Origin of the sequence: Streptomyces luteireticuli (genome assembly GCF_041519305.1) — a bacterium.
Classification (GTDB): Bacteria; Actinomycetota; Actinomycetes; order Streptomycetales; family Streptomycetaceae; genus Streptomyces; species Streptomyces luteireticuli.
In genome coordinates, this window is sequence record NZ_CP167927.1 from 5,896,384 (window position 1) to 5,920,466 (window position 24,083).

Sequence of the window (24,083 nt, forward strand, 5' to 3'; positions counted from 1 at the left end):
GAGAGCACAGAGGCAGTCTGGCACGCCTGTCCAGTCCGAGGGGCGTCCGTCTCAGGATGTGGGCACGGCGTCGTCCCGGGAGGCCGGGGAGGCAGGGGAGCCCGGTGCGGGGACGGCCTTCCCCGGTCCCTTGAGGTCGATGTCCCTCGTCTCGCGCATGGTCAGGTAGACGACGAGCGAGACCGCCGCGCACCCCGCCACATACCAGAAGAAGCCCGACTCCATGCCGCCCTTCTTGAACCACAGCGCCACGTACTCCGCCGTCCCGCCGAAGGCCGCGTTGGCGAGTGCGTACGGCAGCGCGACGCCCAGCGAGCGGACGCCGGTCGGGAACAGCTCCGCCTTCACACAGGCGTTGATCGAGGTGTAGCCGGTGACGACGACCAGCGCGAGCAGGGAGAGCCCCAACGCGGGCCAGAACGAGCCCGCGTGCTTGAGCAGCGTCAGGATCGGCACGGTCAGCAGGGTCGAGCCGACGGCGAAAGTGATCAGCAGGGGGCGGCGGCCGATCCGGTCCGAGAGCGCTCCCGCGAGCGGCTGGAGACAGGCGAAGACGATCAGCGCGAAGAAGCTGACGAGGGTCGCGGTCTGCTTGGACAGACCGGCGCTGTTGGAGAGGTACTTCGTCAGGTAGGTGGTGTACGTGTAGTACGCCACGGTGCCGCCCATGGTGAGCGCGATGACGAGGAACGCCTCGCGCTTGTGCCGCAGCAGGGCGCGGATGGTGCCGCGTTCGGACTCGGCGGTGTCGCCCTCCTCCTGCGTCGCGGCCTCGTAGGCCTCCGTCTCCAGCATGTTGCGCCGCAGATAGAAGATCACGGCCGCGCCGAGGGCGCCGACGACGAAGGGGATCCGCCAGCCCCAGTCGTGGAGTTGGCCGTTGGTGAGGGTGTGCTGGAGCGTGATCAGCAGGCCCAGCCCGAGGATCTGGCCGGCGGTCATCGACACGTACTGGAAGCTGGAGGCGAAGCCGCGGCGGCCGGGGGCGGACGCCTCGGTGAGGTAGGTGGCGCTGGCCGCGTACTCGCCGCCGACGGACAGGCCCTGCAGCAGCCGGGCCACCAGCAGGACGGCGACGCCGCCGTAGCCGGCGACGCCGTACGTCGGGGCGGCGGCGATCAGGACGGCCGAGGCGGACATCAGCGTGACGGTCAGGGTCAGCGCCGCCTTGCGGCCGCGCCGGTCCCCGACCCTGCCGAGCAGCCAGCCGCCGACGGGGCGCATGAAGAAGCCGACGGCGAAGATGCCGGCGGTGTTCATGAGCTTGGCGGTGTCGTTGCCGTCGGGGAAGAAGGACCCCGCGAAGTAGGTCGCGAAGCTGGCGTAGACGAACCAGTCGAACCACTCGACCATGTTGCCGGCCGAGCCGATCCAGATCTTCTTCCAGTGCTGCGCGCGTGGTTGTGCCTGTGGCTGTGCCTGTCCCATGGAGGGACACGGTGGCGGAGGGCCGGGATTCGGACAAGGGCCCGGCCGGCAACGATCCTGCGTACTTGCGTGTGTTGTGTTCGCGCGACGGACACGCCCTACCGCCCGAAGCGTTCCCCCAGGCCCGCGTCCAGCAGCTCGTACGCCCGGTCCACGTCCGCGTGCGCCTCCGGCAGGACCTCGTGCATCGGCCGCCCGGACACCAGCTTCCGCCAGTTCTCCTGCGCCAGGCGCTGGTGCACCGTCACGATCTGGGCCGCCGCCAGCCGGGCGAGCAGGGGATCGGCCGCGGGCAGCGCCTCCGCCAGCAGTTCCTCGTCCCGGTCGGCGTACCGCACCAGCCGCGCCAGCAGGCTCGGCGTCGTGTAGAGCATGTCGTGGAAGGCCCGGACGACGGGATGGTCCGTGAGGCCCGTGACCGGGTCGTGCGCGTCCAGCCGGGCGTGGAAGTGGGTGCGCAGCGCCGCCAGCGGGGGCTGCCCGGCCGGGCGGGCGCGCACGACCCGTGCCGCCTCGCCCTGGTGGTCGGCGATGCGGTGCAGCGCCAGGTCCTCCTTGGTGGGGAAGTAGCGGAAGAGCGTCGGCTTGGAGACATCCGCCGCCGCCGCGACGTCCGCGACCGACACCCGGTCGAAGCCGTGCTCCAGGAAGAGGGCGATGGCCGCGTCCGAGAGCGCCTGCCGCGTCCGGGCCTTCTTCCGCTCGCGAAGCCCTGCCGTCTCGCCTGCCGTCCCGCCTGTCGTCTCGTCTGTCGTCTCGTCTGTCGTCTCGTCGGTCATGCGTCCAGCGTACCAACAGAGACGTTACTCGGAAAGATTTATTACCCGGTTGCGTTTTCTTCGCCGTGGGGCTTTCATGGCCGCATGAACACCGATGTACTGATCGTGGGCGCCGGCCCCACCGGACTGACCCTCGCCTGCACCCTCGCCCGCGCCGGAGCGGCCGTGCGGATCATCGACAAGTCCTCCGTCTTCCACCGCCATTCCCGCTCGAAGGGCGCCAACCAGCGCACCCGCGAGGTCTTCGCCGATCTCGGCCTGGGCGACGCGTTCGACGCCGTGGGTTCCACGCGCACCGTGCTGCGCAAGTATCGCGACGGGGTCCCGCTGCACGACGCGGACGTCGGTGCTGGTGCCCGCGCCACACCCGAGGTGCCGTATCCGACCGGGCTGGCGCTCCCGCAGTTCCGGACCGAGGAGCTCCTGCGCGAGGGACTCGCGGCGTACGGCGTCCACGTCGAACTCGGCTGCGAAATGGCGGAGTTGGAGCAGGGCGAGGGTGGCGCCACCGTCACGCTCACCGACGGCCGCCGCATCACCGCGGCGTACGTCGTCGGCTGCGACGGCGGGCACAGCGCCGTCCGGCGCGCGCTCGGCGTGCCGTTCCCGGGCGAGACCCGGGAGGACCAGGTCGGCTGGGTCGCCGACGTCGAGGCCGACGGTCTCGACCGGGACTACTGGCACCAGTGGTTCGACGAGGACGGCGCGCTGCTGATGTGGCCGGTGCCGGGCACGAGGTCCTGGCAGCTGCAGAGTTCTGTGGAGCGGGACGCCGAGGGCCGGGTGCTGCCCCCGTCGCTCGACGCGTTCCAGCGGCTCTTCGACAAGCACGCCCGCGTCCCCGGCGTACGGCTCGCCAACCCCACCTGGCTCTCCGTCTACCGCGTCAACTCCCGTATGGCCGAACGCTTCCGGACCGGCCGGGTCTTCCTCGCGGGCGACGCGGCCCATGTCCACCCGGTCGCCGGCGGCCTCGGGATGAACACCGGCGTCCAGGACGCCTTCAACCTGGGCTGGAAACTCGCCCTCGTCGTCCGGGGAAGGGCGGGGGAGGCGCTGCTGGACAGCTACGACGAGGAGCGCAGGCCCGTCGCGGCCTGGACGCTGGACTTCACCGGCGACCGGCTGCGGGCCGCGATGGAGGGCACCCGGAGGCCGGGCGTCGGCACGGAGGTCGTGCTCACCGACGACGGCACCACGCTGGGCGTCTCCTACCTCTGGAGCTCGCTGGCCCGGGGCGGTCCGAAGGCGGGCGAGCGCGCGCCCGACGGACGCGCTGTGGACGGACGGAGGCTCCACGAGGCCTTCGCGGGGCCGCACTTCACCCTGCTCGGCTTCGGCGAGGGCGGCGCGAAGGCCCTGGCGGAGGCGGGGGAGCGGGGCCCGGACGGCCTGCTGCGCACCTGCGCGGCCGACGACACGGCCCGCGCGGCGTACGGGATCGGGGCGGAGGGCGACGCGCTGGTGCTCGTCCGGCCCGATCACCACATCGTGCTGAGCACGACCGCGGACCGAGGCGCGGAGGTCACCGACCTGTTGCTGCGCCTCGGTCGTTGAGCGGCATGTGGATCAGCCCTGCGGCGCGGTCCGGACGGCGGAGATGTCGAAGGTCAGCTTCACCTTGTCGCTGACCATGACGCCACCGGCCTCCAGGGCCGCGTTCCAGGTCAGGCCCCACTCGGAGCGCAGGATCTCGGCCGAGCCCTCGAAGCCCACGCGCTCGGCGCCGTAGACGTCGGTGGCCGAGCCGTTGAACTCCAGGTCGATGGCGAGCGGACGCGTGACGTCCTTGATGGTGAGGTCGCCGGTGATCCGGTAGCGGTCGCCGCCGAGCGCCTCGGCCGCGGTCGAACGGAACGTCATCAGCGGGAACTTCTCGGCGGAGAAGAAGTCGTCGCCCCGCAGGTGGGCGTCGCGGTCCTTGATGCCGGTGTCCACGCTGGCGACGCGGATGTCGAGGGCGGCGGTGGAGCGGGACGGGTCGGCGCCGTCGAGGCGGAGGGTGCCCTCGTGCTCGCCGAACGAGCCCCGGACGTTGGTGACCATGGCGTGGCGCACGGTGAAGCCGATGCTGCTGTGCGCGGGGTCGATGGCGTAGTCGCCAGTGAGGGCGGCCAGCGCGGGGTCGATCACCGCCGTGGTGGCGGCGGGGGCGGTGGACTTGCGGGTGAAGAGGCCCATGGCGTGCTCCTCGGCGGGTCGGTGCGGAGTGGCTCAATGTGGTTGAGCCTTCAACGAGAAATACCGTAGCGCGATGTAGTTCAGAATTCAACATCTGGCGGGAAGTCCTTTCGGGAAGTCCTTTCCGGCGTTCTTGCGGGACGGCGCCGCCCGGTGCCACGGTGTCCCGCACCGCCGCACCCCGAGGACCGCCATGCCTCCCGCCTGGACCCGCCGCGCCTTCCTCGCCACCGCCACCGCTCTGCTCGGCGTCCAACCCGCCCGCGCCGACGACGAGTTCGCCGCCCTCCGGCAGCGCTGGTGCGGGCTGGTCCTGGGCACCGGCTTCGACCCCGGGGCCGAGCCCTACGCCGGCGTGCTGCAGCGCACCGGGGCCGCCGCTCGTCTCCACCGCGGGCGGATGAGCCCCGGGCCCGCCTCCCTCTGGCCCGACGCGCCCTTCGACCCGCCCGCCGGCATCACCCTCAGCTGCACCAGGCTCCTCACCATGGCCCGGGCGTACATCCAGCCCGGCACCGGACTCACCGGCGACGCGGGGCTGCTGGCCGACACCCTCGCCGGGCTCGACCACGTCCACCGGACCGCCTACCACGCGGGCGCCGCGCGGTACGGCAACTGGTGGGAGTGGCAGATCGGCACGCCCCGGCCGCTGCTGGACGCGCTCGCCCTGCTGTACGACGCGGCCGGGCCCGTCCGCCGCGCCGACTGGCTCGCCGCGGTCGGCCACTTCGTCCCCGACGCGGCGGTCGGCCCGTACACCGGCACCAGCACCGGCGCCAACCGCGTCGACCTGTGCCGTGTCGTCGCCCTGCACGGCATCCTCGGCGCGTCCGCCGGGCGGACGGCCCTCGCCCGCGACGCCCTCTCGCCGGTCTTCCGGCTCGTCGACCACGGGGACGGGCTGTACGCCGACGGATCGTTCCTCCAGCACACCTCGGTCGCCTACACCGGTACGTACGGGCAGGTGCTGCTCGACGGGCTCGCCCGGCTCTTCGCCCTGCTGCGCGGCTCCTCCTGGGACGTCATCGACCCGGGCCGCCGCACCATCCACGACAGCGTCGAGCGGGCCTTCGCCCCGCTGGTCCACGACGGGCTGGTGATGGACAGCGTCTGCGGCCGGGCCGTCAGCCGGGGCCGCACCGCGGACGGCGGCGTCCCGCAGGGCGCCCGGCAGCGCGGCCACGCGCTGATCGCCTCGATCGCCCTGCTCGCCACCGGCGCGGATCCCGGCGAACGGGACCGGTGGCACGGGATGGTCAAGGGCTGGGCGGCCCGCGACCCCGAACCGCTCCGCTCCGACCCGCAGTTCGGCACCGCCGACCTGGCACGCCTCGCGGCCGTCCTCGACGGACCCGCGACACCCGTGCCCCCGGCCGCCGGGCACCGGCTGTTCCCCGCCATGGACCGGGCCGTGCACCGGCGGCCCCGCTGGACCGCGAGCCTCGCCATGGCCTCCGACCGCATCACCTACTACGAGAACGGCAACGGCGAGAACCCGCGCGGCTGGCACACCGGCTCCGGGATGCTCACCTGGTGGGGGCCGGGTGGCGCCGACCCGTACGGGGACGGCTTCTGGCCCACCGTGGACCCGTACCGGATGCCCGGGACGACCGTCTCCGCCAAGCGCCTCGCCGACAACGAGGGCGGCCCCTGGGGCGCGCCGAGACCGGCGGTGCGCTGGGTCGGCGGGGTCACGGACGGGACGTACGCGGCCGTGGGCCAGCACCTCAAGGGGCTCTCCTCCACGCTGGAGGCGCACAAGTCCTGGTTCTTCTCCGACGATGCCGTCGTCTGCCTCGGAGCCGGGATCACCGCCCGGGACGGCGTCCCCGTGGAGACCGTCGTCGACAACCGGCCGCTCGGCGCGGACGGCGACCCCCGGCTGACCGTGGACGGCAGGCACCGGCCCGAGCGGAGCGCGGTGTTCCGCGGGGTCCGGTGGGCCCACCTGGAAGGGCACGGCGGCTGGGTCTTCCCCGGCCCCGGCGGCGCCCCGATCGCCGTCCTGCGCGAGAGCCGCACCGGGGCCTGGCGGGACATCAACGCGGCGGGCTCGGCGCAGCCGCTCACCCGCCGCTACCTGACCCTCCGGCACCCGCACGGCACGGATCCGGTGGCCGGCTCGTACGCCTATGTGCTGCTGCCCGGCGCCTCGTCCGCCGAGGTGGCCGCCCGCGCGGCCGACGGCGGCGGGCTCACCGTCCTCGCCAACTCGGCCGCCTGCCAGGCGGTCGGGCTCGGCCCGTCCGGCGTCACCGCCGCCAACTTCTGGAGCGCCGGTACTGTGGCCGGCATCACCGTGTCCGCGCCCGCCTCCGTGCTGGTCCGCCGGCGCGGTCGACGGGCCGTCCTGCACCTCTCCGAGCCCCCGCGCACCGGCGCACCGGTCGAGATGACCTGGCACCGGCCCGTGCGCCGGGTCGTGGCCCACGACCCGGCCGTACGGGTGCGGGGCACCGGGGCGGCCCTGCGGCTGACGGTCGAGCCGGGGGCCGCCTGCGCCGCGCACCGCTGTGAAGTGGATCTCGGCGAGCAGGCCGTCAAGCCGTGGGACGGACGGCGAACCGGGCGCACATTTGTGGAGTAGTCACAGCGTGGGACGCCCCGGCGCACGCCCGGCCCTGATAGTGCACCGCACCTTTCTGTACCGCCTGCCCACGAAATCGAGCACTACCTTGTGAGGAGTCGACATGATGTTCTGGAGGGGGCGCCGCGTACCGTCTATCCATGAGCAATCTCGAAGGTGCGCCCGAAGAGGCGAGTGACGTCCGCGGGCGCGTCGCCGAGCTGCACGCCATCCGCGAGCAGGTTCGGCGTGGTCCCAGCGACCGGGCTACCCAGGCACAGAAGGCCAAGGGGAAGCTGACGGCCCGCGAGCGTATCGATCTGCTGCTGGACGAGGGCTCTTTCTGCGAGGTGGAGCCGCTGCGGCGGCACCGTGCCACGGGATTCGGCCTGGAGGCCAAGAAGCCGTACACCGACGGCGTCATCACCGGCTGGGGCACCGTCCACGGCCGCACCGTCTTCGTCTACGCCCATGACTTCCGCATCTTCGGCGGCGCGCTGGGCGAGGCCCACGCCACCAAGATCCACAAGATCATGGACATGGCCATCGCGGCCGGAGCCCCGCTGGTCTCGCTCAACGACGGCGCGGGCGCCCGGATCCAGGAGGGCGTCTCGGCGCTGGCCGGCTACGGCGGCATCTTCCAGCGCAACACCCGGGCGTCCGGCGTCATCCCGCAGATCTCGGTGATGCTCGGCCCGTGCGCGGGCGGAGCGGCGTACTCGCCGGCCCTGACCGACTTCGTCTTCATGGTCCGCGAGACCTCGCAGATGTTCATCACCGGCCCGGACGTGGTCCGTGCGGTCACCGGCGAGGAGATCACCCAGAACGGGCTCGGCGGCGCGGATGTGCACGCCGAGACGTCCGGGGTCGCGCACTTCGCCTACGACGACGAGGAGACGTGCCTCGAAGAGGTCCGTTACCTGCTGTCGCTGCTGCCGCAGAACAACCGTGAGAACCCGCCCCGGGTCGTCTGCGAGGACCCGGCCGACCGCACCGGCGAGGCCCTGCTGGACCTCGTCCCCGCGGACGGCAACCGTCCCTACGACATGCGCAAGGTCATCGAGGAGATCGTCGACGACGGCGAGTACCTCGAGGTCCACGAGCGCTGGGCCACCAACATCATCGTGGCCCTGGCCCGGCTCGACGGCCAGGTCGTCGGCGTCATCGCCAACCAGCCGCAGTCCCTCGCCGGTGTCCTGGACATCGAGGCGTCGGAGAAGGCGGCGCGGTTCATCCAGATGTGCGACGCGTTCAACATCCCGATCGTCACCCTCCTGGACGTCCCGGGCTTCCTGCCCGGCGTCGACCAGGAGCACGGCGGGATCATCCGGCACGGCGCCAAGCTGCTCTACGCCTACTGCAACGCCACCGTGCCGCGGATCTCGGTGATCCTGCGCAAGGCGTACGGCGGTGCGTACATCGTCATGGACTCGCAGTCGATCGGCGCGGACCTCACGTTCGCCTGGCCGACCAACGAGATCGCCGTCATGGGCGCCGAGGGCGCCGCCAACGTCATCTTCCGCAAGCAGATCGCCGAGGCCGACGACCCCGACGCGATGCGGGCCCGCATGGTCAAGGAGTACAAGGCCGAGCTCATGCACCCGTACTACGCGGCCGAGCGGGGCCTCGTGGACGACGTCATCGACCCGGTCGAGACCCGGCAGGTGCTCATCCGGTCGCTGGCGATGCTCGCCACCAAGCACGCGGACCTGCCGTCGCGCAAGCACGGCAACCCGCCCCAGTGATTTCGACGAAGGACAACTGACATGACTGACACGCTCGTCCGCGTGGAGAAGGGCCAGGCCGGGCCGGAGGAACTCGCGGCCGTCACGGCGGTGCTGCTCGCGCGCGCCTCGGCCGGGGAGACGGCCGCTGTCCCGGCGCCGCGGCGCTCGTCGGCGAGCTGGCGGCGTCTGGAGCGCTCCTCCGGCTTCATGGCGCCGCACAGCTGGCAGGGCTGAGCCTGTACGCCGAAAGGGCCCGCACTCCTGGGGAGTGCGGGCCCTTTCGCGCTTCGCGCGGAGAGGATGCCCCCGCCCCGCCCTTTCACCGTTTCCCGGGGAGACCCCGGACCCCATTCGCCCTTCGGGTGAAGTCCTCAAACGCCGGACGGGCTGAACAGCCCGTCCGGCGTTTGAGGACTAACGCGGCGAAGCCGCGTTGCACCCGCGCGGCAGCGCGCAAGAAACGGTGAAAGGGCGGGGCGGGGAGAAAACCCCTACCGCAGCCGCGCCATCAGCGCATGCTCGACCAGCGTGATCAGCGCACTCTTCGCCTCATTGCGATGACGGGCATCCGTCGTGATGATCGGGGCGTCCGGCCCGATCTGGAGCGCCTCGCGCACCTCGTCCGGCGTATACGGCTGATGCCCGTCGAAACCGTTCAGCGCGATGACGAACGGCAGGCCGCTGTTCTCGAAGTAGTCGACCGCGGGGAAGCAGTCGGCGAGACGCCGCGTGTCGACCAGGACGACCGCGCCGATGGCACCTCGGACGAGGTCGTCCCACATGAACCAGAACCGGTCCTGTCCGGGCGTACCGAACAGGTAGAGGATCAGATCCTGGTCCAGGGTGATACGGCCGAAGTCCATCGCCACGGTCGTCGTGGTCTTGTCCGGTGCGTGCGTGAGGTCGTCGATGCCCGCGGACGCGGACGTCATCACGGCCTCGGTGCGCAGCGGGTTGATCTCCGAGACCGCGCCGACGAACGTGGTCTTGCCCACGCCGAAACCACCGGCCACCACGATCTTCGCGCTGGTGGTGGAGCGGGCTGCCTCGCCGCTAGAGGTTCCGAAGTCCACTGAGCACCCTTTCGAGCAGTGTCACGTCAGGCTGGCCGCCGGCGGCCGCGTCGCCGCCGGGCTGATGAATGGCGACGAGCCCGGCCTCGGCCAAGTCGGCGACGAGGATTCGGGCGACGCCGAGCGGGATGGACAGAAGTGCGGAGATCTCGGCGACCGACTTGATCTCGCGGCACAGGTGGCAGATGCGCTGGTGTTCCGGCAACTGCCCTTGGAGCTGGGCGGGCTGGGCCGTGGTGTGCACCAGTGCCTCGATGGCGAGCTGGTAGCGCGGCCGCGTCCGGCCGCCGGTCATCGCGTACGGACGGACCAGCGGGTTGTTCTTGCGTTCGCCCGTGGTCCCGGGGCGCCGGTGCTGGCCCCGGCCCTGCGCCGGCGCGGGCGGTGCCTGCGGCGGGTACGGGGACTGGGGCTCGGGCTGGGCCCTTGGACTGGGCGCGGAGGGGAAGTTGAAGCGGTTCAGCGGCGGCCCCGCCTGCTGATCATTGCCATACGGGTAACCGCCTGGGGGCGTTGCCACGTCTCCTCCTCCGACTTGCCTGTCTGCTGCTGGTCGCGCCACCGCACCTTAAGGCGCGGTGGCGCGAAACGCACTGCCTCTTTGCTAGTTGAGAAGGCTCCCCTGCAGTTCGGCTCGGAGGTCGGGCGTGAGCACATTGCCCGCGCGGTCGACCAGGAGGGCCATCTCGTAGCCCACGAGGCCGATGTCGCACTCCGGGTGCGCCAGGACGGCCAGCGACGAACCGTCCGAGATCGACATGATGAAGAGGAAGCCGCGCTCCATCTCCACCACGGTCTGGTTCACGGCGCCGCCCTCGAAGATCCGGGACGCACCCGCGGTCAAGGAGGTCAGGCCGGAGGCCACCGCCGCCAGCTGGTCCGCGCGGTCCCGCGGAAACCCTTCGGACATGGCCAGAAGGAGTCCGTCGGCGGAGACCACGACGGTGTGGGACACCCCTGGGGTGCTCTCCACGAAACTGGTGATCAACCAGTTCAGGTTCTGCGCCGCCTGGCTCATCGGGCTCACACTAACGCTCCTGCTCGTAGGTGCCGCCGGGGCCGAAGCCCTGGTCGTGTTGCTGGTGCTGCTCGTGCGCGGTGATCGCGGGGAACTCCGAGGAGTCCGTTCCCGCGCTGCGCCCCTGCTGGACACCGCGGCGCAGGTTGGCGAGCCGGCCGCGGACGTCCTCCGGTGCACGGGAGATCTGCGGCTGCCCCGGTCGCTGCTCGGCGGCGTCCGCCGCCTTGCCCTCGACCAGATTGGCCCTGGGTACCCGGCGGGGGAGACCGGAGGTGGTGATCCCACCGGCCTTCGGCGTCCGGAGCTGCTCGGCGCGCTGCCAGCGCTCGTCGTTGGCCGACTGCGCGGCGGTTCCGCCCTCTTCGGGCCGGGACCCCTGCGCGGCTCCCTGCCGGGACTGGTCCGCTTGTCCGCCGTCCCTCGTGGCCTCCTCGCCCGTGTCCGCTTGCTGCCACCGCTTGTCGCGGAGCGGCAGACCGGACCCGGTCAGCGAGGGAGGGCCGCTCGTGGCGGGGCCCGGACGGTCGAACTCTACGCGCTCCGGCTGGGCCGTGTCAGCGGTCGGCTGAGATTCCGATTCCGCTCCGTAACCCGGCGTGTACGCGTGCTGGTACGTACCTGACTCGCTCCACTCGCCTTGCGCGGCGGGGGCGTTGTAGTCGCCGTACGTCTGCTGGTCCGTGAAGCCGCCCCCGGCGTAGCCGCCTTCCGTATACGCCTGCTCGGCGGGTGCCTGCGGCGGGAAGGGGGTCTGCTGGGTGTCGTGTGGCAGCGCGTGCTCGTGCGTCGGCGACTGCTGCTGCCCGAAGGGCTGCTGGGGAGCGTCCCCGGGGAACAGCGGGTCGCCCGGGGCGGGTTGCGCCGCCGCCTGGGCCTGCGCCTCCTCCAGGGCCACCCGGCGCTCCTCGCGGAGCCGGGACCGGCCCAGCGGGTCGGGTGTGCCGGGAGCGGCCTGCGGGGCGTCGTAGCGCGAGTCGTCGAAGCCCAGCTCCGCCGCGGTGCGCAGGCCCGGGACGCCCGTGGCCGCCTGCTGCTCGGGGACGATGCGGGAGACCGTGAAGTCGTCGGCGCCCGGCTCGTCCTCGCCACCGCCACCGTGGGTGATGCGCTCGGGGAGCATGACCAGCGAGGTGGTGCCGGCCTGTTCGCCGGAGGGGCGCAGCTGGACGCGGATGCCGTGCCGCATGGCGAGGCGGCCGACCACGAACAGGCCCATGCGCTGGGAGACCGCGGCGTCCACCGTCGGCGGGTTGGCCAGCTTGTGGTTGATGTCCGCGAAGTCCTCGGGGGTGAGACCGATGCCCTTGTCGTGGATCTCGATCATCACGCGGCCGTCGGGCAGCCGGGTCGCGGTGACGCGGACCTTGGTGTGCGGGGAGGAGAACGTGGTGGCGTTCTCCAGCAGCTCGGCGAGCAGGTGCACGAGGTCGGTCACGGCCAGGCCGTGGATCTCGGCCTCGCCGACGCCGTCGAGCTGGATGCGCTCGTACGCCTCCACCTCGGAGGAGGCCGCGCGGAGCACGTCCACCAGCGGGATCGGCTGGTCCCAGCGGCGGCCGGGCTCCTCACCCGCGAGGATGAGGAGGTTCTCGCCGTTGCGGCGCATACGGGTGGCCAGGTGGTCGAGCCGGAAGAGGTTCTCCAGCTGGTCCGGGTCGGCCTCGTTGTTCTCCAGCCCGGTGATGAGCTCCAGCTGGCCCTCGATCAGGCTCTGGTTGCGGCGGGAGAGGTTGGTGAAGATCGCGTTGACGTTGCCCCGCAGCAGGGCCTGTTCGGCGGCGAGCCGGACGGCCTCGCGGTGGACCTGGTCGAAGGCGCGGGCGACCTCGCCGATCTCGTCCTTGGTGGTGATCGGGATGGGCTGCACCCGGGTCTCTATTCGGCCCGGCTCGGTCCGCGAGAGCTGGTCGACCAGCGCCGGCAGGCGCTGCTCGGCGACCTCGAAGGCGGCACCGCGCAGGCGGCGCATGCTGCGGCTCATCGAGCGGGCGATGCGCCCGGCCACGAAGAACGCGGCGAGCAGGGCGACCACCATGACGGAGGAGTTGACGAGGGCGGCCTGCTGGGAGTCCTCGGAGACGTTGGTGGCCTCGTCCACGGCCTTGTCCGTCAGCCGCTTCTCGATGTCGCGGTAGGCGTCGAACTTGCCGGTGGCGGCGGCGTACCAGGACTCGGGCGTGACGCCCTGCGCCTTGAGCTTCTCGGGGGACGCGCCGGACATGATGGCCAGGGCCATCTTGTTCTGCTTGTCGCCCTGCGCCTTGGCGAGGGCCTCCTGCAGGTTCTGCACGTCCGCCTTGGAGCCGCCGCTGCGGTACTCGTCGATGGCGATGTACTCGAGGAAGTTGTAGGAGGCGAAGGAGGTCAGCAGGAACTGCCGCTCCTTCGGCGCCATTTGGGGCTTGGCCAGCAGGTGCGCGCCCATGGAGCGCTGCAGCGACTCGGCGGCCTTCGCCAGGGAGACCGCGTAGACCATGCGGCCGTACGAGGTGACGGTGCCGGTGCCCAGGCCGAGTTCGTTGGCGAAGGACATCAGCGGGCGCTGGATGGAGCCGTAGGCGTCCTCGGTCCGGGCCGCCTCGCTCCTGTAGGCGTTCTTCCGGATCTCCGGGAGCTTCGGCTCCGCGTCGCGGACGGCCTTGAGGCGGCGCTGGAGGCTCTCGGTGTCCGGCATGGACTTGACGGCCTTGTCGAACTCGGCCTTCGTCGAGTCCGTCGCCTCGCGGGCCTTCTTGACGTTCTCGTCGTCCGGGCGGTCGTTGAGCAGCGGGACGACACTGGCGTCGCGCTCCTCCAGGATCGCCTGGGCGTAGTCGGCGGCGGAGCGCACGACGCGGGCGGTGTCCGCCGCGTCCTCGGCCTCGGTCCAGGTGTCGACCGACTTCTTGACGTCGAGTCCGCCGAAGACGAGGGCGACGAGCACCGGGATGAGGAGGATCGCGTTCAGGCGGGTGGCCACCCGCCAGTTGCGCGGGGAGAAGCGTCCGCCCTCGCCCTGGGGCACGGCGGGGGCCTCGGGGGCGCCGGAGGACGGCGCCGCCTGCGACGGTGGTGTGAAGTTGCCCCGCGCGTCTCGTGCCTGCTGCGCGGTGCCTGTCTTTCTTCGCCTCACTCGTCCAACAACCTCTCGGCGCCGGCACGTGGAGTCGTGCCGTCTTTCGGCTGGGCCATCGACGGCCCAGTTCGGGAAATTCCAGCACGCCGGGCAGGTGCGTTCCAAACACCGGGAGGAACCGGGACCCGGCCCGATCGGCGCGACATAAAACGGGCATTAAGAGCGAGCGGCGCCAAAAGACGGGTGAATTGTGCGCGGAGCGGAGCCGGTTGAATGCGGACTGTGCTGTCGTCCTGTCGCGAGCCGGTCAATTCAGTATCGAATCACTGTCGAAACGTTATGAAGCACGGCGGCGGGCCGTGGCCAATCCCACAGCCCGCCGGAACCGGATCTTCCGCGCCTTTGCGGTCACTTGAGACGCCGACGGGGACCCCTACTTCAGCCGCGCCATCAGCGCGTGCTCGACCAGCGTGATGAGCGCGCTCTTCGCCTCGTTCCGGTGCCGCGCGTCGGTGGTGATGATCGGCGCGTCGGGGCCGATCTGCAGCGCCTCGCGCACTTCCTCGGGCGCGTAGGGCTGTTCGCCGTTGAACCCGTTGAGGGCGATGACGAACGGCAGGCCGCTGTTCTCGAAGTAGTCGACCGCGGGGAAGCAGTCGGCGAGACGGCGGGTGTCGACCAGGACGACCGCGCCGATGGCGCCCCGGACGAGGTCGTCCCACATGAACCAGAACCGGTCCTGTCCGGGCGTGCCGAACAGATACAGGATCAGGTCGTCGTCCAGGGTGATGCGGCCGAAGTCCATCGCCACGGTCGTGGTCGTCTTGTCCTGGACGTGGCTCAGGTCGTCGATGCCCGCGGACGCGGATGTCATCACGGCCTCGGTGCGCAGCGGGCTGATCTCCGAGACGGCCCCGACGAACGTGGTCTTGCCCACGCCGAAGCCGCCCGCCACCACGATCTTCGCGGAGGTCGTGGAGCGGCCGGCGTTCCCGCTAGAGCTTCCGAAGTCCACTGAGAACCCTTTCGAGCAGTGTCACGTCCGGCGTACCGCCGGCCTCTCCGCCGCCGCCCGGCTGGTGGATCGCCACCATGCCGGCCTCCGCCAGGTCCGCGACCAGGATCCGCGCCACGCCGAGCGGCATGCTCAGCAGCGCGGAGACCTCCGCGACCGACTTGACCTCGCGGCACAGGTGGCAGATCCGCTGGTGCTCGGGGAGCAGGGTCCCCAGCTGGGACGGATCGGCCGTGGAGCTGACCAGTGCCTCGATGGCGAGCTGGTAGCGCGGCCGGGTCCGGCCGCCCGTCATGGCATAGGGACGGACCAGTGGCTGATCGCCCTCACTCCCGTACGGCATGTGGTGCGATGCGCCGTACGGGCCGGGCGAGACGGGCGGGGTCATGAATCCTCCGGGCGGGACAGCAGGAAGGCAATGATGCCGTCGAGCGGGGGCCGGTGGGAGCTTTCGGCCGTACGGTCGGACGGGATTTGCGGTGTGTGTACGGTCAGTTCAGCAGGCTTCCCTGCAGTTCGGCGCGGAGGTCGGGCGTGAGCACATTGCCCGCGCGGTCGACCAGGAGGGCCATCTCGTAGCCCACGAGGCCGATGTCGCACTCCGGGTGCGCCAGGACGGCCAGCGACGAACCGTCCGAGATCGACATGATGAAGAGGAAGCCGCGCTCCATCTCCACCACGGTCTGGTTCACGGCGCCGCCCTCGAAGATCCGGCTCGCGCCGGACGTCAGGGAGGTCAGGCCGGAGGCCACCGCCGCCAGCTGGTCCGCGCGGTCCCGGGGGAACCTTTCGGACATGGCGAGCAGAAGTCCGTCGGCGGACACCACCACCGTGTGGGACACCCCCGGGGTGTTCTCCACGAAGTTGGTGATCAACCAGTTCAGATTCTGCGCCGCCTGGCTCATCGGACTCAACTAACGCTCCTGCTGGTAGGTGGGGCCAACATTGTTGCTGCTACCGGTGGCCGGCCCGGTGCCGGCCTGACGCCCCTGCTGGATGCCGCGGCGGAGATTGGTCAGCCGCCCGCGCACCTCTTCGGGCGCACGGGAGACCTGCGGGCCTCCGGGCAGGGACTGCTGCTGGGCCGTGCCCTCCACGAGGTTGGCACGGGGGACCCGGCGCGGCAGCCCGGAGCCGGTGGTGCCGCCGGCGAGGGGCTCGCGCAGCTGCTCGGCCCGGCGCCAGCGCGCGTCGTTGGGCGACTCGTTCCAGCCCGCCGGGGAGTTCTGCCCGTCCGCCGCGTCGGTGTCGCGGAGCGTACGGCGCGGCTCGCGCTGCGGCAACTGCGGCTCCGCGGGCGCCTGGTTCTCCTCGTCGCGGAACCAGTGCGACTCCAGCTCCTGGAAGAGCGGAGTGCCCTCGGGCGGCGTACCGGCACCCGGCCCGGGCACCGGCGCCAGCTGCGGGAACTGCGCCGTGTCGGTGGGCAGGGGGGTCTGCCCGGTGGAGCTGCTCTCCGGCTCGGGCACGGGCGCGAGGCGCGGGTACTGACCGGTGGCGACGGGGTCGTCGGCCGGCGTGGGGGGCATCGGGGTGCGGCCCGTGGTGCTGTTGTCCGGCACGGGCGCGAGCTGCGGGAACTGCGCCGTGTCGGCGGGCCGGGCGGCCTCGTCGCCGGGCAGGGCGAACTGGCCGGTCGTGGTGGCCTGCGGCTCGGCGGGCAGTGCGAACTTGCCGGTGTCACCGGGGTCGTTCTGCCGGTTGCCGGGCGTGCCGAAGGCCGCCGGGCCGGCCGGGTCGCCGGTCCGCTCGTGGCCGCGCGGGGTCTCCTGCGCGGCACGGCCGGAGCCGGAGGCGAGCGGCCAGTCGTCCGCCGGGGCGGCGGGCTGCGGGGCCGCCGGGGCCGCGGGCTTGTCGTTGCCCCAGCTCGGTGCCGGACGGGTGGGCAGGCCGGAGCCGGTGGCATCGCCGTTCTCGCCGCGCTTGGGCAGCTGCGGGCGGCGGCCGTTGCCCACCGGGGCGATCACGGCGGGGCGCTTGCCGCCCCGGGCCGGGAGCGGCGGACGTCCGTCGTCGGCCTTGCGGTCCGCGGCGGAGGGCGGGTTGGGCGAGTCGAAGAGGCTCGGGCCACCGGTCGGCGCACCGGCGCCCGGGGTCGAGCCCTTGACGCGGGTGGGCAGACCGCTCTTGGTCTTGTTGCCGGTGCGCGACGGGATCGGCGGGCGGGGGCCGCTGTCCGGGAGCGGGTCACGGCTCGGCGCGGGGGCCGGGGCCGGGGTGCCGCTCTGCAGGGCGGCGGGGGTGCCGCCCCCGGGCAGGGGCGGGGTGCCCTTCGACGGGCCGCCGCCGGGGAGCCCCGGCATGCCGCCGCCCGGGACGCCGGGCACGCCGCCGCCGGGAAGACCCGGCATGCCGCCGCCGGGCATGCCCGGAACACCGGCCGGGACGCCCGGCGCGGGCTTCCTGTTGCCCTGGGCCACGTCGACCGGGAGCATGACGAGCGCCGTGGTGCCGCCCGAGTCGGACGGACGGAGCTGGATGCGGATGCCGTGTCGCAGGGACAGGCGGCCGACCACGAACAGACCCATGCGCCGCGAGACGGAGACGTCCACGGTCGGCGGGCTGGCGAGCCGCTCGTTGATCGCCGCCAGGTCCTCGGCGGAGAGGCCGATGCCGGTGTCGTGGATCTCGACCAGCACGCGGCCGTCCGGCAGCGCGTGACCGGTGACCTTGACCTTGGTCTGCGGGGAGGAGAACGAGGTCGCGTTCTCCAGCAGCTCGGCGAGGAGGTGCACGAGGTCGTTGACCACGCGGCCCGCGACCTCGGTCGCCGGCACACCGGTCAGTTCGATGCGCTCGTACTGCTCCACCTCGGACGCGGCGGCGCGGAGGACGTCGACCAGCGGGACCGGGCGGGTCCACCGGCGGCCCGGCTCCTCACCGGCGAGAACGAGGAGGTTCTCGCCGTTACGGCGCATACGGGTCGCGAGGTGGTCGAGCTTGAAGAGCGAGGACAGCTGGTCCGGGTCGGCCTCGCGGGACTCCAGTTCGGAGATGAGCGAGAGCTGACGCTGGATGAGGCCCTGGGAACGGCGCGAGAGGTTGGTAAACATCGCGTTGACGTTGCCCCGGAGGAGGGCCTGCTCGGCGGCGAGGCGGACGGCCTCGCGGTGCACGTCGTCGAAGGCCGCGGCCACCTTGCCGATCTCGTCGCGGCTGTGGACGCCGACGGACTCGACGGAGGTGTCCACGTCCTGCGGGTCGGTCTCGGAGAGCTGCTTGACGAGCTCGGGCAGACGGTCCTGGGCGACCCGCTGGGCGGTGTCCTGGAGGCGGCGCAGCGAGCGCACCATGGACCGGGACACGACGAAGGCGCCGACCAGCGAGATGCCGAGGACGAGGATGATCAGGGCACCGTTGATGATGGCGTCCGACTGGGCGTCGTCGCGCAGTTCGGCGGCCTTCTGCTCCATCTGGCTGAGGAGCGTGGTCTCGATGTTCTCCATCGCCCGCAGCTTGGTGCTGTCCTGGTCGAACCAGTCGCGGTAGGACTTGTTCTCCGACTTGAGGAGAGCCGGGTTGGTCAGCACCCGGTCCGCGTAGGTGCTCGCGGAGGCGATCTCGGTCGAGCCGCCGTTCAGTGCCTGCAGCAGCTCGTTGTCGCCGTCACCGTGGATCTTGGTGAACCGGTTCAGGGCCTCGTTCTCGTCGTACGTGGCCGCGTGGCCGTACTGACGGTCGTTCTCCTGGAGGCGGGCGCCGCCGGGGGTGGCGAGCGCGGCACTGATCACGGCGCGCTGGATCGAGGCGTACTCCTTGGCGGAGGAGAAGGTCGCCAGCGCACGGGCCGCGGAGATCATGTCGGCGTTGCTGGACGCCTGGGCCATGTCCTGGGAGAGCTCGTGCAGCGAGGTGACCAGACGGCTGTACTGGCTGACCGTCTGCGAGATGTACTCGCCCTTCTTGTACGACGCCTTCCGGACCTCGCCGATCTTCTTCAGCTGGTTGGAGATGTCGACGAGGGTGGTCGACACCCCGACCAGCGACTCGTCGCCGGGCTTCACCTTGCCGGTGACGTCCGTGAAGTCCTTGATGGCCCGGTCGGTCCGCTGCCGCGAGGAGACGATGGCGTCGTCTTTGGAGTAGCCGCTGGTGAGCGGACCGGCGGACTGGTCGCGCTCGTCCTGCAGCGCGCTCGCCAGGTTGGTGGCCGACCTGGTCATGTCCGTCAGCAGCTTCATGTGGTCGAGCTGATCGAGGTTGTTGAGCGAGTCCTCGATACGGAGCGCACCCAGCGTCGTCGCGGCGACGACGGGGAGGGCGAGCAGTGAGACGAGTCGGGTGGAGATGCGCCAGTTGCGCAGGGCTATTCGTGAGCCTGGCCCGCTGGGGCCCTTCGCCTTCGGCTGCTCGGCGGGCTCGCCGCCGTTCGGCGCGTCGACGGGCGTGCCGCGGTCGGTTGCACCGCGCGGCTCCTTCTCCGCCGCAGCGCTGCTGTCCCTCTTGAAACGTCCCTGCACTAGCGTCGCAACCTCTGGACCAGGCGTCCCGCCGGATGAGCGGTGGGACGGTGTCGAGTCGTGGGGGGACCGCGGTGCCCCCCTGGCGGTCCGTGGAATTCCAGCACAGTGCCCGATCTCCCAACAAGGCCGGTGCATCCACCTCTCAAAGCGGTCACACCTCGTTCGCGCAAGGTGACGCAGCGTGGAGAACAGGGGTCTTTACATCGGGCGTACAGGGATGACTCGCCCCCGTTGCCCTGTTGAACGCCCCGTGTCCCAGTCGCCATGATCAAGAGCGGAACGTCAGGTTCAGCCCTGCAATGTCCGTTTCGCTCCACCCGAAGAGGCGCCGTCTATGCGGCATTTGTCCAGAGATTCGTGAGCAAACTCACAGGTGACTCCTTGCTTTCCCCCCGGTCCGCCGGGGAAAGGCGCGCCTAGCCTGGACCTTTGCGCATCCGCCCGCCACCCCGACCACACGAGGCACTCCAGTGACCACCACCTCCAAGCCCGTCCGCCCCTCCCGCCCCGCCCCGCGGAAGACGGCCAACCCGCAGCGCACCACGCTCGCCCACCTGGCGGGCAGCGAGGGCCTGTTCGACGCCGAGCGCCCGGAGCACCCGCTGGAGCTGCCGGCCGTCACCGCCAACCCGCGCCGCACCACCCTGATGGTCGCGCCGGTCCCGCAGACCCAGGACTGACGGCCCGGGACGGCTGCGGCGCACGGGTCGCCCACCGCTCCCGGGATAGCCTGGAGCGTCAGACTCCGGCCGGATCAGATAAGGGGCCCAGCAACCCGTGCGCATCGCCAGATTCTCCATCGACGGCAACGTCGGATACGGCGTCGTGGAGGGGGACGCCTCCGTAGAGGGCGGCCCCGTCCTCGACATCATCAAGGGCATCCCCTACGGCGACTTCGAGCGCAGCGGCACCAAGGTCCCGCTGGCCAAGGTGCGCCTGCTGCCGCCCGTCCTCCCCAGCAAGATCGTCGCCATCGGCCGCAACTACGCCGAGCACGCCGCGGAGCTGGGCAACGAGGTGCCCGAGGTGCCCGTCGCCTTCTTCAAGCCGTCCACCTCGGTCGTCGGCTCCGGCGACCCCGTCGTGTACCCCTCCTTCTCCCAGGAGCTGCACCACGAGGCCGAACTGGCCGTGGTCATCGGCCGCATGTGCCGCGAGGTCCCGCGCGAGCGCGTCAAGGACGTCATCCTCGGCTACACCTGCGCCAACGACGTCACCGCGCGCGACGTCCAGCAGCGCGAGAAGCAGTGGGCCCGCGCCAAGGGCTTCGACTCCGCCTGCCCCCTCGGCCCCTGGATCGAGACCGAGCTGGACCCGGCCGATGTCGCCGTCACCTGCACGGTCAACGGCGAGACCCGGCAGAGCGGCCGCACCTCGCAGATGCTGCGCCCGGTCGAGGACCTCATCGTCCACATCACCGAGGCGATGACGCTGCTCCCCGGCGACGTCGTCCTGACCGGCACCCCGGCCGGGGTCGGACCCCTGAACGACGGCGACGAGGTCGCCGTCACCATCGAAGGCATCGGCACTCTCACCAACAAGGTGATCAAGCGTGGCTAACGCGACCGCGAACGTCCGTGTTCGCTTCTGTCCCTCCCCGACCGGCAACCCCCACGTGGGCCTGGTCCGCACCGCCCTCTTCAACTGGGCGTTCGCCCGCCACCACGGCGGCACCCTGGTCTTCCGCATCGAGGACACCGACGCGGCCCGCGACTCCGAGGAGTCGTACAACCAGCTGCTCGACGCGATGCGCTGGCTGGGCTTCGACTGGGACGAGGGCCCGGAGGTCGGCGGTCCGCACGCGCCCTACCGCCAGTCGCAGCGCATGGACATCTACCGGGACGTCGCCGGGAAGCTGCTCGCCGGCGGTCACGCGTACCACTGCTACTGCACCACCGAGGAGCTCGACGCCCGCCGCGAGGCCGCCCGTGCCGCCGGCAAGCCGTCCGGGTACGACGGCAAGTGCCGCGTCGTGACGCCCGAGCAGAAGGCCGCCTACGAGGCCGAGGGCCGTCCCTCGATCGTCCGCTTCCGGATGCCCGACGAGACGATCACCTTCACCGACCTGGTCCGCGGCGAGCTGACCTTCACCCCGGAGAACGTCCCGGACTTCGGCATCGTCCGCGCCAACGGCGCCCCGCTCTACACGCTCGTCAACCCGGTCGACGACGCCCTGATGGAGATCACCCACGTCCTGCGCGGCGAGGATCTGCTCTCCTCCACCCCGCGCCAGATCGCCCTCTACAAGGCGCTGATGGAGCTGGGGATCGCCAAGGGCGTCCCGGAGTTCGGCCACCTGCCCTACGTCATGGGCGAGGGCAACAAGAAGCTCTCCAAGCGCGACCCGGAGTCCTCCCTCAACCTCTACCGGGAGCGCGGCTTCCTGCCGCAGGGCCTGCTCAACTACCTCTCCCTGCTGGGCTGGTCGCTCTCGGCCGACCAGGACATCTTCTCCATGAAGGAGATGGTCGCGGCCTTCGACATCTCGGCCGTCAACGCCAACCCGGCCCGCTTCGACCTGAAGAAGGCCGAGGCGATCAACGCCGACCACATCCGGCAGCTGGACGTCCAGGCGTTCATCGAGGCGTGCGAGCCGTGGCTGCGCGCCCCGCACGCCCCCTGGGCGCCCGAGGCCTTCGACGCGGCCGCCTTCGAGGCCCTGGCCCCCCTGGCCCAGACCCGCCTCACGGTTCTCTCCGACATCACCGCCAACGTCGACTTCCTCTTCCTCGACGAGCCGGCCGAGGACGAGGCGTCCTGGGCCAAGGCGATGAAGGCGGGCGCAGACGACCTTCTCCGCACCGCCCGCGAGAAGCTGGCCGCCGCCGACTGGAACGCCGAGGCCATCAAGGCCGCCGTCGTCGCCGCCGGCGAGGAGCACGGCCTCAAGCTCGGCAAGGCCCAGGCCCCGGTCCGCGTCGCGGTCACGGGTCGCACGGTCGGCCTGCCGCTCTTCGAGTCCCTGGAGATCCTGGGCCGCGAGCGCACGCTGGCCCGCGTGGACGCGGCGCTGGCGAAGCTGGCCGCGTAGCCGCGTAACGGTTCCGTGCGAAACGGTGCCCGGGAGCCGCTCAGGGCTCCCGGGCACCGTTTCCGCTTCGTAGGGTGGGCGCATGGTCGATGACGAGCGCGAGCGCGACAGGAAGCAACGGGCCGGGGACAAGGGGGAATTCGCCGGCCAGGTCGGGGATGTGGCCCTGGATGTGGCGGCCGGGGGTGGTCTGGGGATCGCGGTCCGTGCCGTCGCCGCGGTGGGACGGGCGGTCGGGCATGGGACGAGGGCGGTCGTGGAGGCGTTGACCTAGTTGACCCAGGGGGCGGGGACCGGCCCGTCCGCGTCACGCCCCATCCCCACCCGCCCTCCCGGCGGTAGCCTCGACCCCGTGGCCCTGCGAGCCGTCCTCTGGGACGTCGACGACACCCTCTTCGACTACACCGGATCCGACCGGACCGGCATAGCGCGGCACCTCGCGGCCGAAGGCCTGCTCACGCGGTACGGAACCGCCGAGCGGGCCTTTTCGCTGTGGCGGGAGGCCATGGAGACGCACTTCGCCCGCTTCCTCGCCGGGGAGATCGATTTCCAGGAGCACCGGCGCGCCCGCGTGAGGGCGTTCCTGGCCGCCCGCCTCGCCGACGCCGAGGCCGACGCCTGGTTCGCCCGCTACGTACGGCACTACGAGGCCGCCTGGACGCTCTTCCCCGACGCCGGGCCCGCCCTGGAGGCCGTGGGGCGCCGTTTCCGCCAGGCGGTGCTCTCCAACGCCTCGACGGCGCACCAGCGGCGCAAGCTGGCCGTCCTGGGGGTGCGCGGGCACTTCGAGGAGGTACTGGGGGCCGGCCCGCAGGGCTGTGCCAAGCCCGACCCCCGGGCGTTCCTGGGCGCCTGCGCCGCGCTCGGACTGCACCCCGGGGAGGTCGTCTACGTGGGCGACCAGCTGGAGACGGACGCGGTCGCCGCGCAGGCCGCCGGACTGCACGGGGTGTGGCTGGACCGCACGGGAGGAGCGGACGGGAACGCCGTGCCGGACGGCGTACGGCGCATCCGTGGGCTCGACGAGCTGCCCGGACTGCTGCGCCCGGTTATCGATTTTGGTGCCCCGTCCACCTTCGGGTAATGTTCTTCCTGCGCCGCCCGAGAGGGCCGAGAGGCCGGAGCGGGGGGCGCAAGCCCGAGCAAGACCCCTTCAGGGGGGTCGAGTTCTGGTGGGGTATGGTGTAATTGGCAGCACGAGTGATTCTGGTTCACTTAGTCTAGGTTCGAGTCCTGGTACCCCAGCAAGAGAAAATCGCTTCGAATTCTCTTGATAAACTCTCACCGAAGCAAAACGCAGTAAAGCGCAGTGCGAGCCCCCGTTGTGTAGCGGCCTAGCACGCCGCCCTCTCAAGGCGGTAGCGCCGGTTCGAATCCGGTCGGGGGTACTGATTTCCGAGAGGGTAATTCCTCGAAGGGAATCGCTGGGGCCCCCGTTGTGTAGCGGCCTAGCACGCCGCCCTCTCAAGGCGGTAGCGCCGGTTCGAATCCGGTCGGGGGTACTGGTTAACACCATGGGCTATGGTGTAATTGGCAGCACGAGTGATTCTGGTTCATTTAGTCTAGGTTCGAGTCCTGGTAGCCCAGCGCAAGACCTCACGGTCGAGCAAATAACTTGCCCCCGTTGTGTAGCGGCCTAGCACGCCGCCCTCTCAAGGCGGTAGCGCCGGTTCGAATCCGGTCGGGGGTACAAGTAGGGAAGATGCCTCCTGCATTCGCAGGGGGCATCTTCTCGTTTTCCGCG

General features: G+C 71.3%; 20 protein-coding genes and 5 tRNA genes. 14 read left to right on the forward strand and 11 right to left on the reverse strand.

Annotated features, from left to right (window positions below; translation table 11 throughout):
• Positions 1-51: 51 nt before the first annotated feature.
• The gene (locus tag AB8735_RS26600) at positions 52-1,428 is read right to left on the reverse strand and encodes an MFS transporter (RefSeq protein ID WP_372409864.1); all 1,377 of its coding nucleotides are present in this window, start codon (positions 1,426-1,428) and stop codon (positions 52-54) included.
• Between the two features lie 98 nt (positions 1,429-1,526).
• Entirely contained in the window at positions 1,527-2,207 is a 681-nt protein-coding gene (locus AB8735_RS26605) for a TetR/AcrR family transcriptional regulator (RefSeq protein WP_372409865.1), read from the reverse strand.
• 84 nt (positions 2,208-2,291) lie between these two features.
• On the opposite strand from AB8735_RS26605, the gene AB8735_RS26610 reads away from it, so the two are divergent.
• Entirely contained in the window at positions 2,292-3,764 is a 1,473-nt protein-coding gene (locus AB8735_RS26610) for an FAD-dependent monooxygenase (protein ID WP_372409868.1), read from the forward strand.
• A gap of 12 nt (positions 3,765-3,776) precedes the next feature.
• On the opposite strand, the gene AB8735_RS26615 is transcribed toward AB8735_RS26610, so the two are convergent.
• Entirely contained in the window at positions 3,777-4,388 is a 612-nt protein-coding gene (locus AB8735_RS26615) for a YceI family protein (RefSeq protein ID WP_372409870.1), read from the reverse strand.
• A gap of 193 nt (positions 4,389-4,581) precedes the next feature.
• Between AB8735_RS26615 and AB8735_RS26620 the strand changes: the two genes are divergently transcribed.
• The 3 genes from AB8735_RS26620 to AB8735_RS26630 all read left to right on the forward strand — a co-directional run bounded on the left by AB8735_RS26620 (position 4,582) and on the right by AB8735_RS26630 (position 8,915).
• Positions 4,582-6,975 carry a polysaccharide lyase 8 family protein gene (locus AB8735_RS26620; protein ID WP_372409873.1) on the forward strand — a complete coding sequence of 798 codons (2,394 nt, stop codon included), beginning with the start codon at positions 4,582-4,584 and terminating at the stop codon, positions 6,973-6,975.
• 140 nt (positions 6,976-7,115) lie between these two features.
• Positions 7,116-8,699 (forward strand): acyl-CoA carboxylase subunit beta, encoded by a 1,584-nt coding sequence (locus tag AB8735_RS26625; RefSeq protein WP_344031786.1) that lies wholly within the window; start codon positions 7,116-7,118, stop codon positions 8,697-8,699.
• 21 nt (positions 8,700-8,720) lie between these two features.
• Positions 8,721-8,915 carry an acyl-CoA carboxylase subunit epsilon gene (locus tag AB8735_RS26630; RefSeq protein ID WP_344031784.1) on the forward strand — a complete coding sequence of 65 codons (195 nt, stop codon included), beginning with the start codon at positions 8,721-8,723 and terminating at the stop codon, positions 8,913-8,915.
• Positions 8,916-9,172: 257 nt separating this feature from the next.
• Here the strand turns inward: AB8735_RS26630 and AB8735_RS26635 are convergent, their stop codons facing one another.
• From AB8735_RS26635 to AB8735_RS26670, 8 genes are all read right to left on the reverse strand, one after another.
• Entirely contained in the window at positions 9,173-9,754 is a 582-nt protein-coding gene (locus AB8735_RS26635) for an ATP/GTP-binding protein (protein ID WP_049717346.1), read from the reverse strand.
• Positions 9,735-10,274 (reverse strand): DUF742 domain-containing protein, encoded by a 540-nt coding sequence (locus AB8735_RS26640; protein WP_344031780.1) that lies wholly within the window; start codon positions 10,272-10,274, stop codon positions 9,735-9,737. The genes AB8735_RS26635 and AB8735_RS26640 overlap by 20 nt, the downstream gene beginning before the upstream one ends.
• A gap of 84 nt (positions 10,275-10,358) precedes the next feature.
• On the reverse strand, positions 10,359-10,781 hold the full coding sequence (locus AB8735_RS26645; RefSeq protein WP_344031778.1) for a roadblock/LC7 domain-containing protein: 423 nt from the start codon (positions 10,779-10,781) through the stop codon (positions 10,359-10,361).
• 1 nt (position 10,782) lies between these two features.
• A complete protein-coding gene (locus AB8735_RS26650; protein ID WP_372409878.1) occupies positions 10,783-13,887 on the reverse strand; it encodes a nitrate- and nitrite sensing domain-containing protein in 3,105 nt (1,034 codons plus the stop codon).
• A 376-nt stretch (positions 13,888-14,263) separates the two neighbouring features.
• Positions 14,264-14,845: an ATP/GTP-binding protein gene (locus AB8735_RS26655; protein WP_344031774.1), complete on the reverse strand. Its 582-nt coding sequence runs from the start codon at positions 14,843-14,845 to the stop codon at positions 14,264-14,266.
• The gene (locus tag AB8735_RS26660) at positions 14,826-15,233 is read right to left on the reverse strand and encodes a DUF742 domain-containing protein (protein WP_344031772.1); all 408 of its coding nucleotides are present in this window, start codon (positions 15,231-15,233) and stop codon (positions 14,826-14,828) included. The genes AB8735_RS26655 and AB8735_RS26660 overlap by 20 nt, the downstream gene beginning before the upstream one ends.
• A 103-nt stretch (positions 15,234-15,336) precedes the next feature.
• The gene (locus AB8735_RS26665; RefSeq protein ID WP_372409881.1) at positions 15,337-15,759 is read right to left on the reverse strand and encodes a roadblock/LC7 domain-containing protein; all 423 of its coding nucleotides are present in this window, start codon (positions 15,757-15,759) and stop codon (positions 15,337-15,339) included.
• A complete protein-coding gene (locus AB8735_RS26670; RefSeq protein ID WP_372409884.1) occupies positions 15,760-19,305 on the reverse strand; it encodes a nitrate- and nitrite sensing domain-containing protein in 3,546 nt (1,181 codons plus the stop codon).
• Positions 19,306-19,778: 473 nt separating this feature from the next.
• Between AB8735_RS26670 and AB8735_RS26675 the strand changes: the two genes are divergently transcribed.
• The 10 genes from AB8735_RS26675 (at position 19,779) to AB8735_RS26720 (ending at position 24,029) form a co-directional block, all read left to right on the forward strand.
• The gene (locus tag AB8735_RS26675; RefSeq protein ID WP_344031768.1) at positions 19,779-19,988 is read left to right on the forward strand and encodes a hypothetical protein; all 210 of its coding nucleotides are present in this window, start codon (positions 19,779-19,781) and stop codon (positions 19,986-19,988) included.
• Between the two features lie 97 nt (positions 19,989-20,085).
• On the forward strand, positions 20,086-20,868 hold the full coding sequence (locus tag AB8735_RS26680) for a fumarylacetoacetate hydrolase family protein (RefSeq protein ID WP_344031766.1): 783 nt from the start codon (positions 20,086-20,088) through the stop codon (positions 20,866-20,868).
• The gene (gene gltX, locus AB8735_RS26685) at positions 20,861-22,339 is read left to right on the forward strand and encodes a glutamate--tRNA ligase (protein ID WP_344031764.1); all 1,479 of its coding nucleotides are present in this window, start codon (positions 20,861-20,863) and stop codon (positions 22,337-22,339) included. Before AB8735_RS26680 ends, gltX begins: the two co-directional genes overlap by 8 nt.
• Before the next feature lie 82 nt (positions 22,340-22,421).
• Complete coding sequence (locus tag AB8735_RS26690; RefSeq protein ID WP_344031762.1) at positions 22,422-22,613, forward strand: hypothetical protein; 192 nt, start codon at positions 22,422-22,424, stop codon at positions 22,611-22,613.
• A 78-nt stretch (positions 22,614-22,691) separates the two neighbouring features.
• Positions 22,692-23,423, forward strand: coding sequence for an HAD family hydrolase (locus AB8735_RS26695; protein ID WP_344031760.1), 732 nt, complete (start codon positions 22,692-22,694; stop codon positions 23,421-23,423).
• Positions 23,424-23,512: 89 nt separating this feature from the next.
• Positions 23,513-23,584: transfer RNA gene (locus AB8735_RS26700), tRNA-Gln, on the forward strand.
• Positions 23,585-23,654: 70 nt separating this feature from the next.
• Positions 23,655-23,727 (forward strand) — tRNA-Glu (locus AB8735_RS26705).
• Positions 23,728-23,768: 41 nt separating this feature from the next.
• Positions 23,769-23,841 (forward strand) — tRNA-Glu (locus AB8735_RS26710).
• A gap of 13 nt (positions 23,842-23,854) precedes the next feature.
• A tRNA-Gln gene (locus AB8735_RS26715) sits at positions 23,855-23,926 on the forward strand.
• A gap of 30 nt (positions 23,927-23,956) precedes the next feature.
• Positions 23,957-24,029: transfer RNA gene (locus AB8735_RS26720), tRNA-Glu, on the forward strand.
• Positions 24,030-24,083: the final 54 nt, after the last annotated feature.

Coding starts and splice junctions, on each gene's coding strand:
- AB8735_RS26610 (WP_372409868.1), top strand. CDS start 2,292: ATGAACACCGATGTACTGATCGTGGGCGCCGGCCCCACCGGACTGACC.
- AB8735_RS26620 (WP_372409873.1), top strand. CDS start 4,582: ATGCCTCCCGCCTGGACCCGCCGCGCCTTCCTCGCCACCGCCACCGCT.
- AB8735_RS26630 (WP_344031784.1), top strand. CDS start 8,721: ATGACTGACACGCTCGTCCGCGTGGAGAAGGGCCAGGCCGGGCCGGAG.
- AB8735_RS26660 (WP_344031772.1), bottom strand. CDS start 15,233: ATGACCCCGCCCGTCTCGCCCGGCCCGTACGGCGCATCGCACCACATG.
- AB8735_RS26625 (WP_344031786.1), top strand. CDS start 7,116: ATGAGCAATCTCGAAGGTGCGCCCGAAGAGGCGAGTGACGTCCGCGGG.
- AB8735_RS26605 (WP_372409865.1), bottom strand. CDS start 2,207: ATGACCGACGAGACGACAGACGAGACGACAGACGAGACGACAGGCGGG.
- AB8735_RS26690 (WP_344031762.1), top strand. CDS start 22,422: ATGGTCGATGACGAGCGCGAGCGCGACAGGAAGCAACGGGCCGGGGAC.
- AB8735_RS26615 (WP_372409870.1), bottom strand. CDS start 4,388: ATGGGCCTCTTCACCCGCAAGTCCACCGCCCCCGCCGCCACCACGGCG.
- AB8735_RS26600 (WP_372409864.1), bottom strand. CDS start 1,428: ATGGGACAGGCACAGCCACAGGCACAACCACGCGCGCAGCACTGGAAG.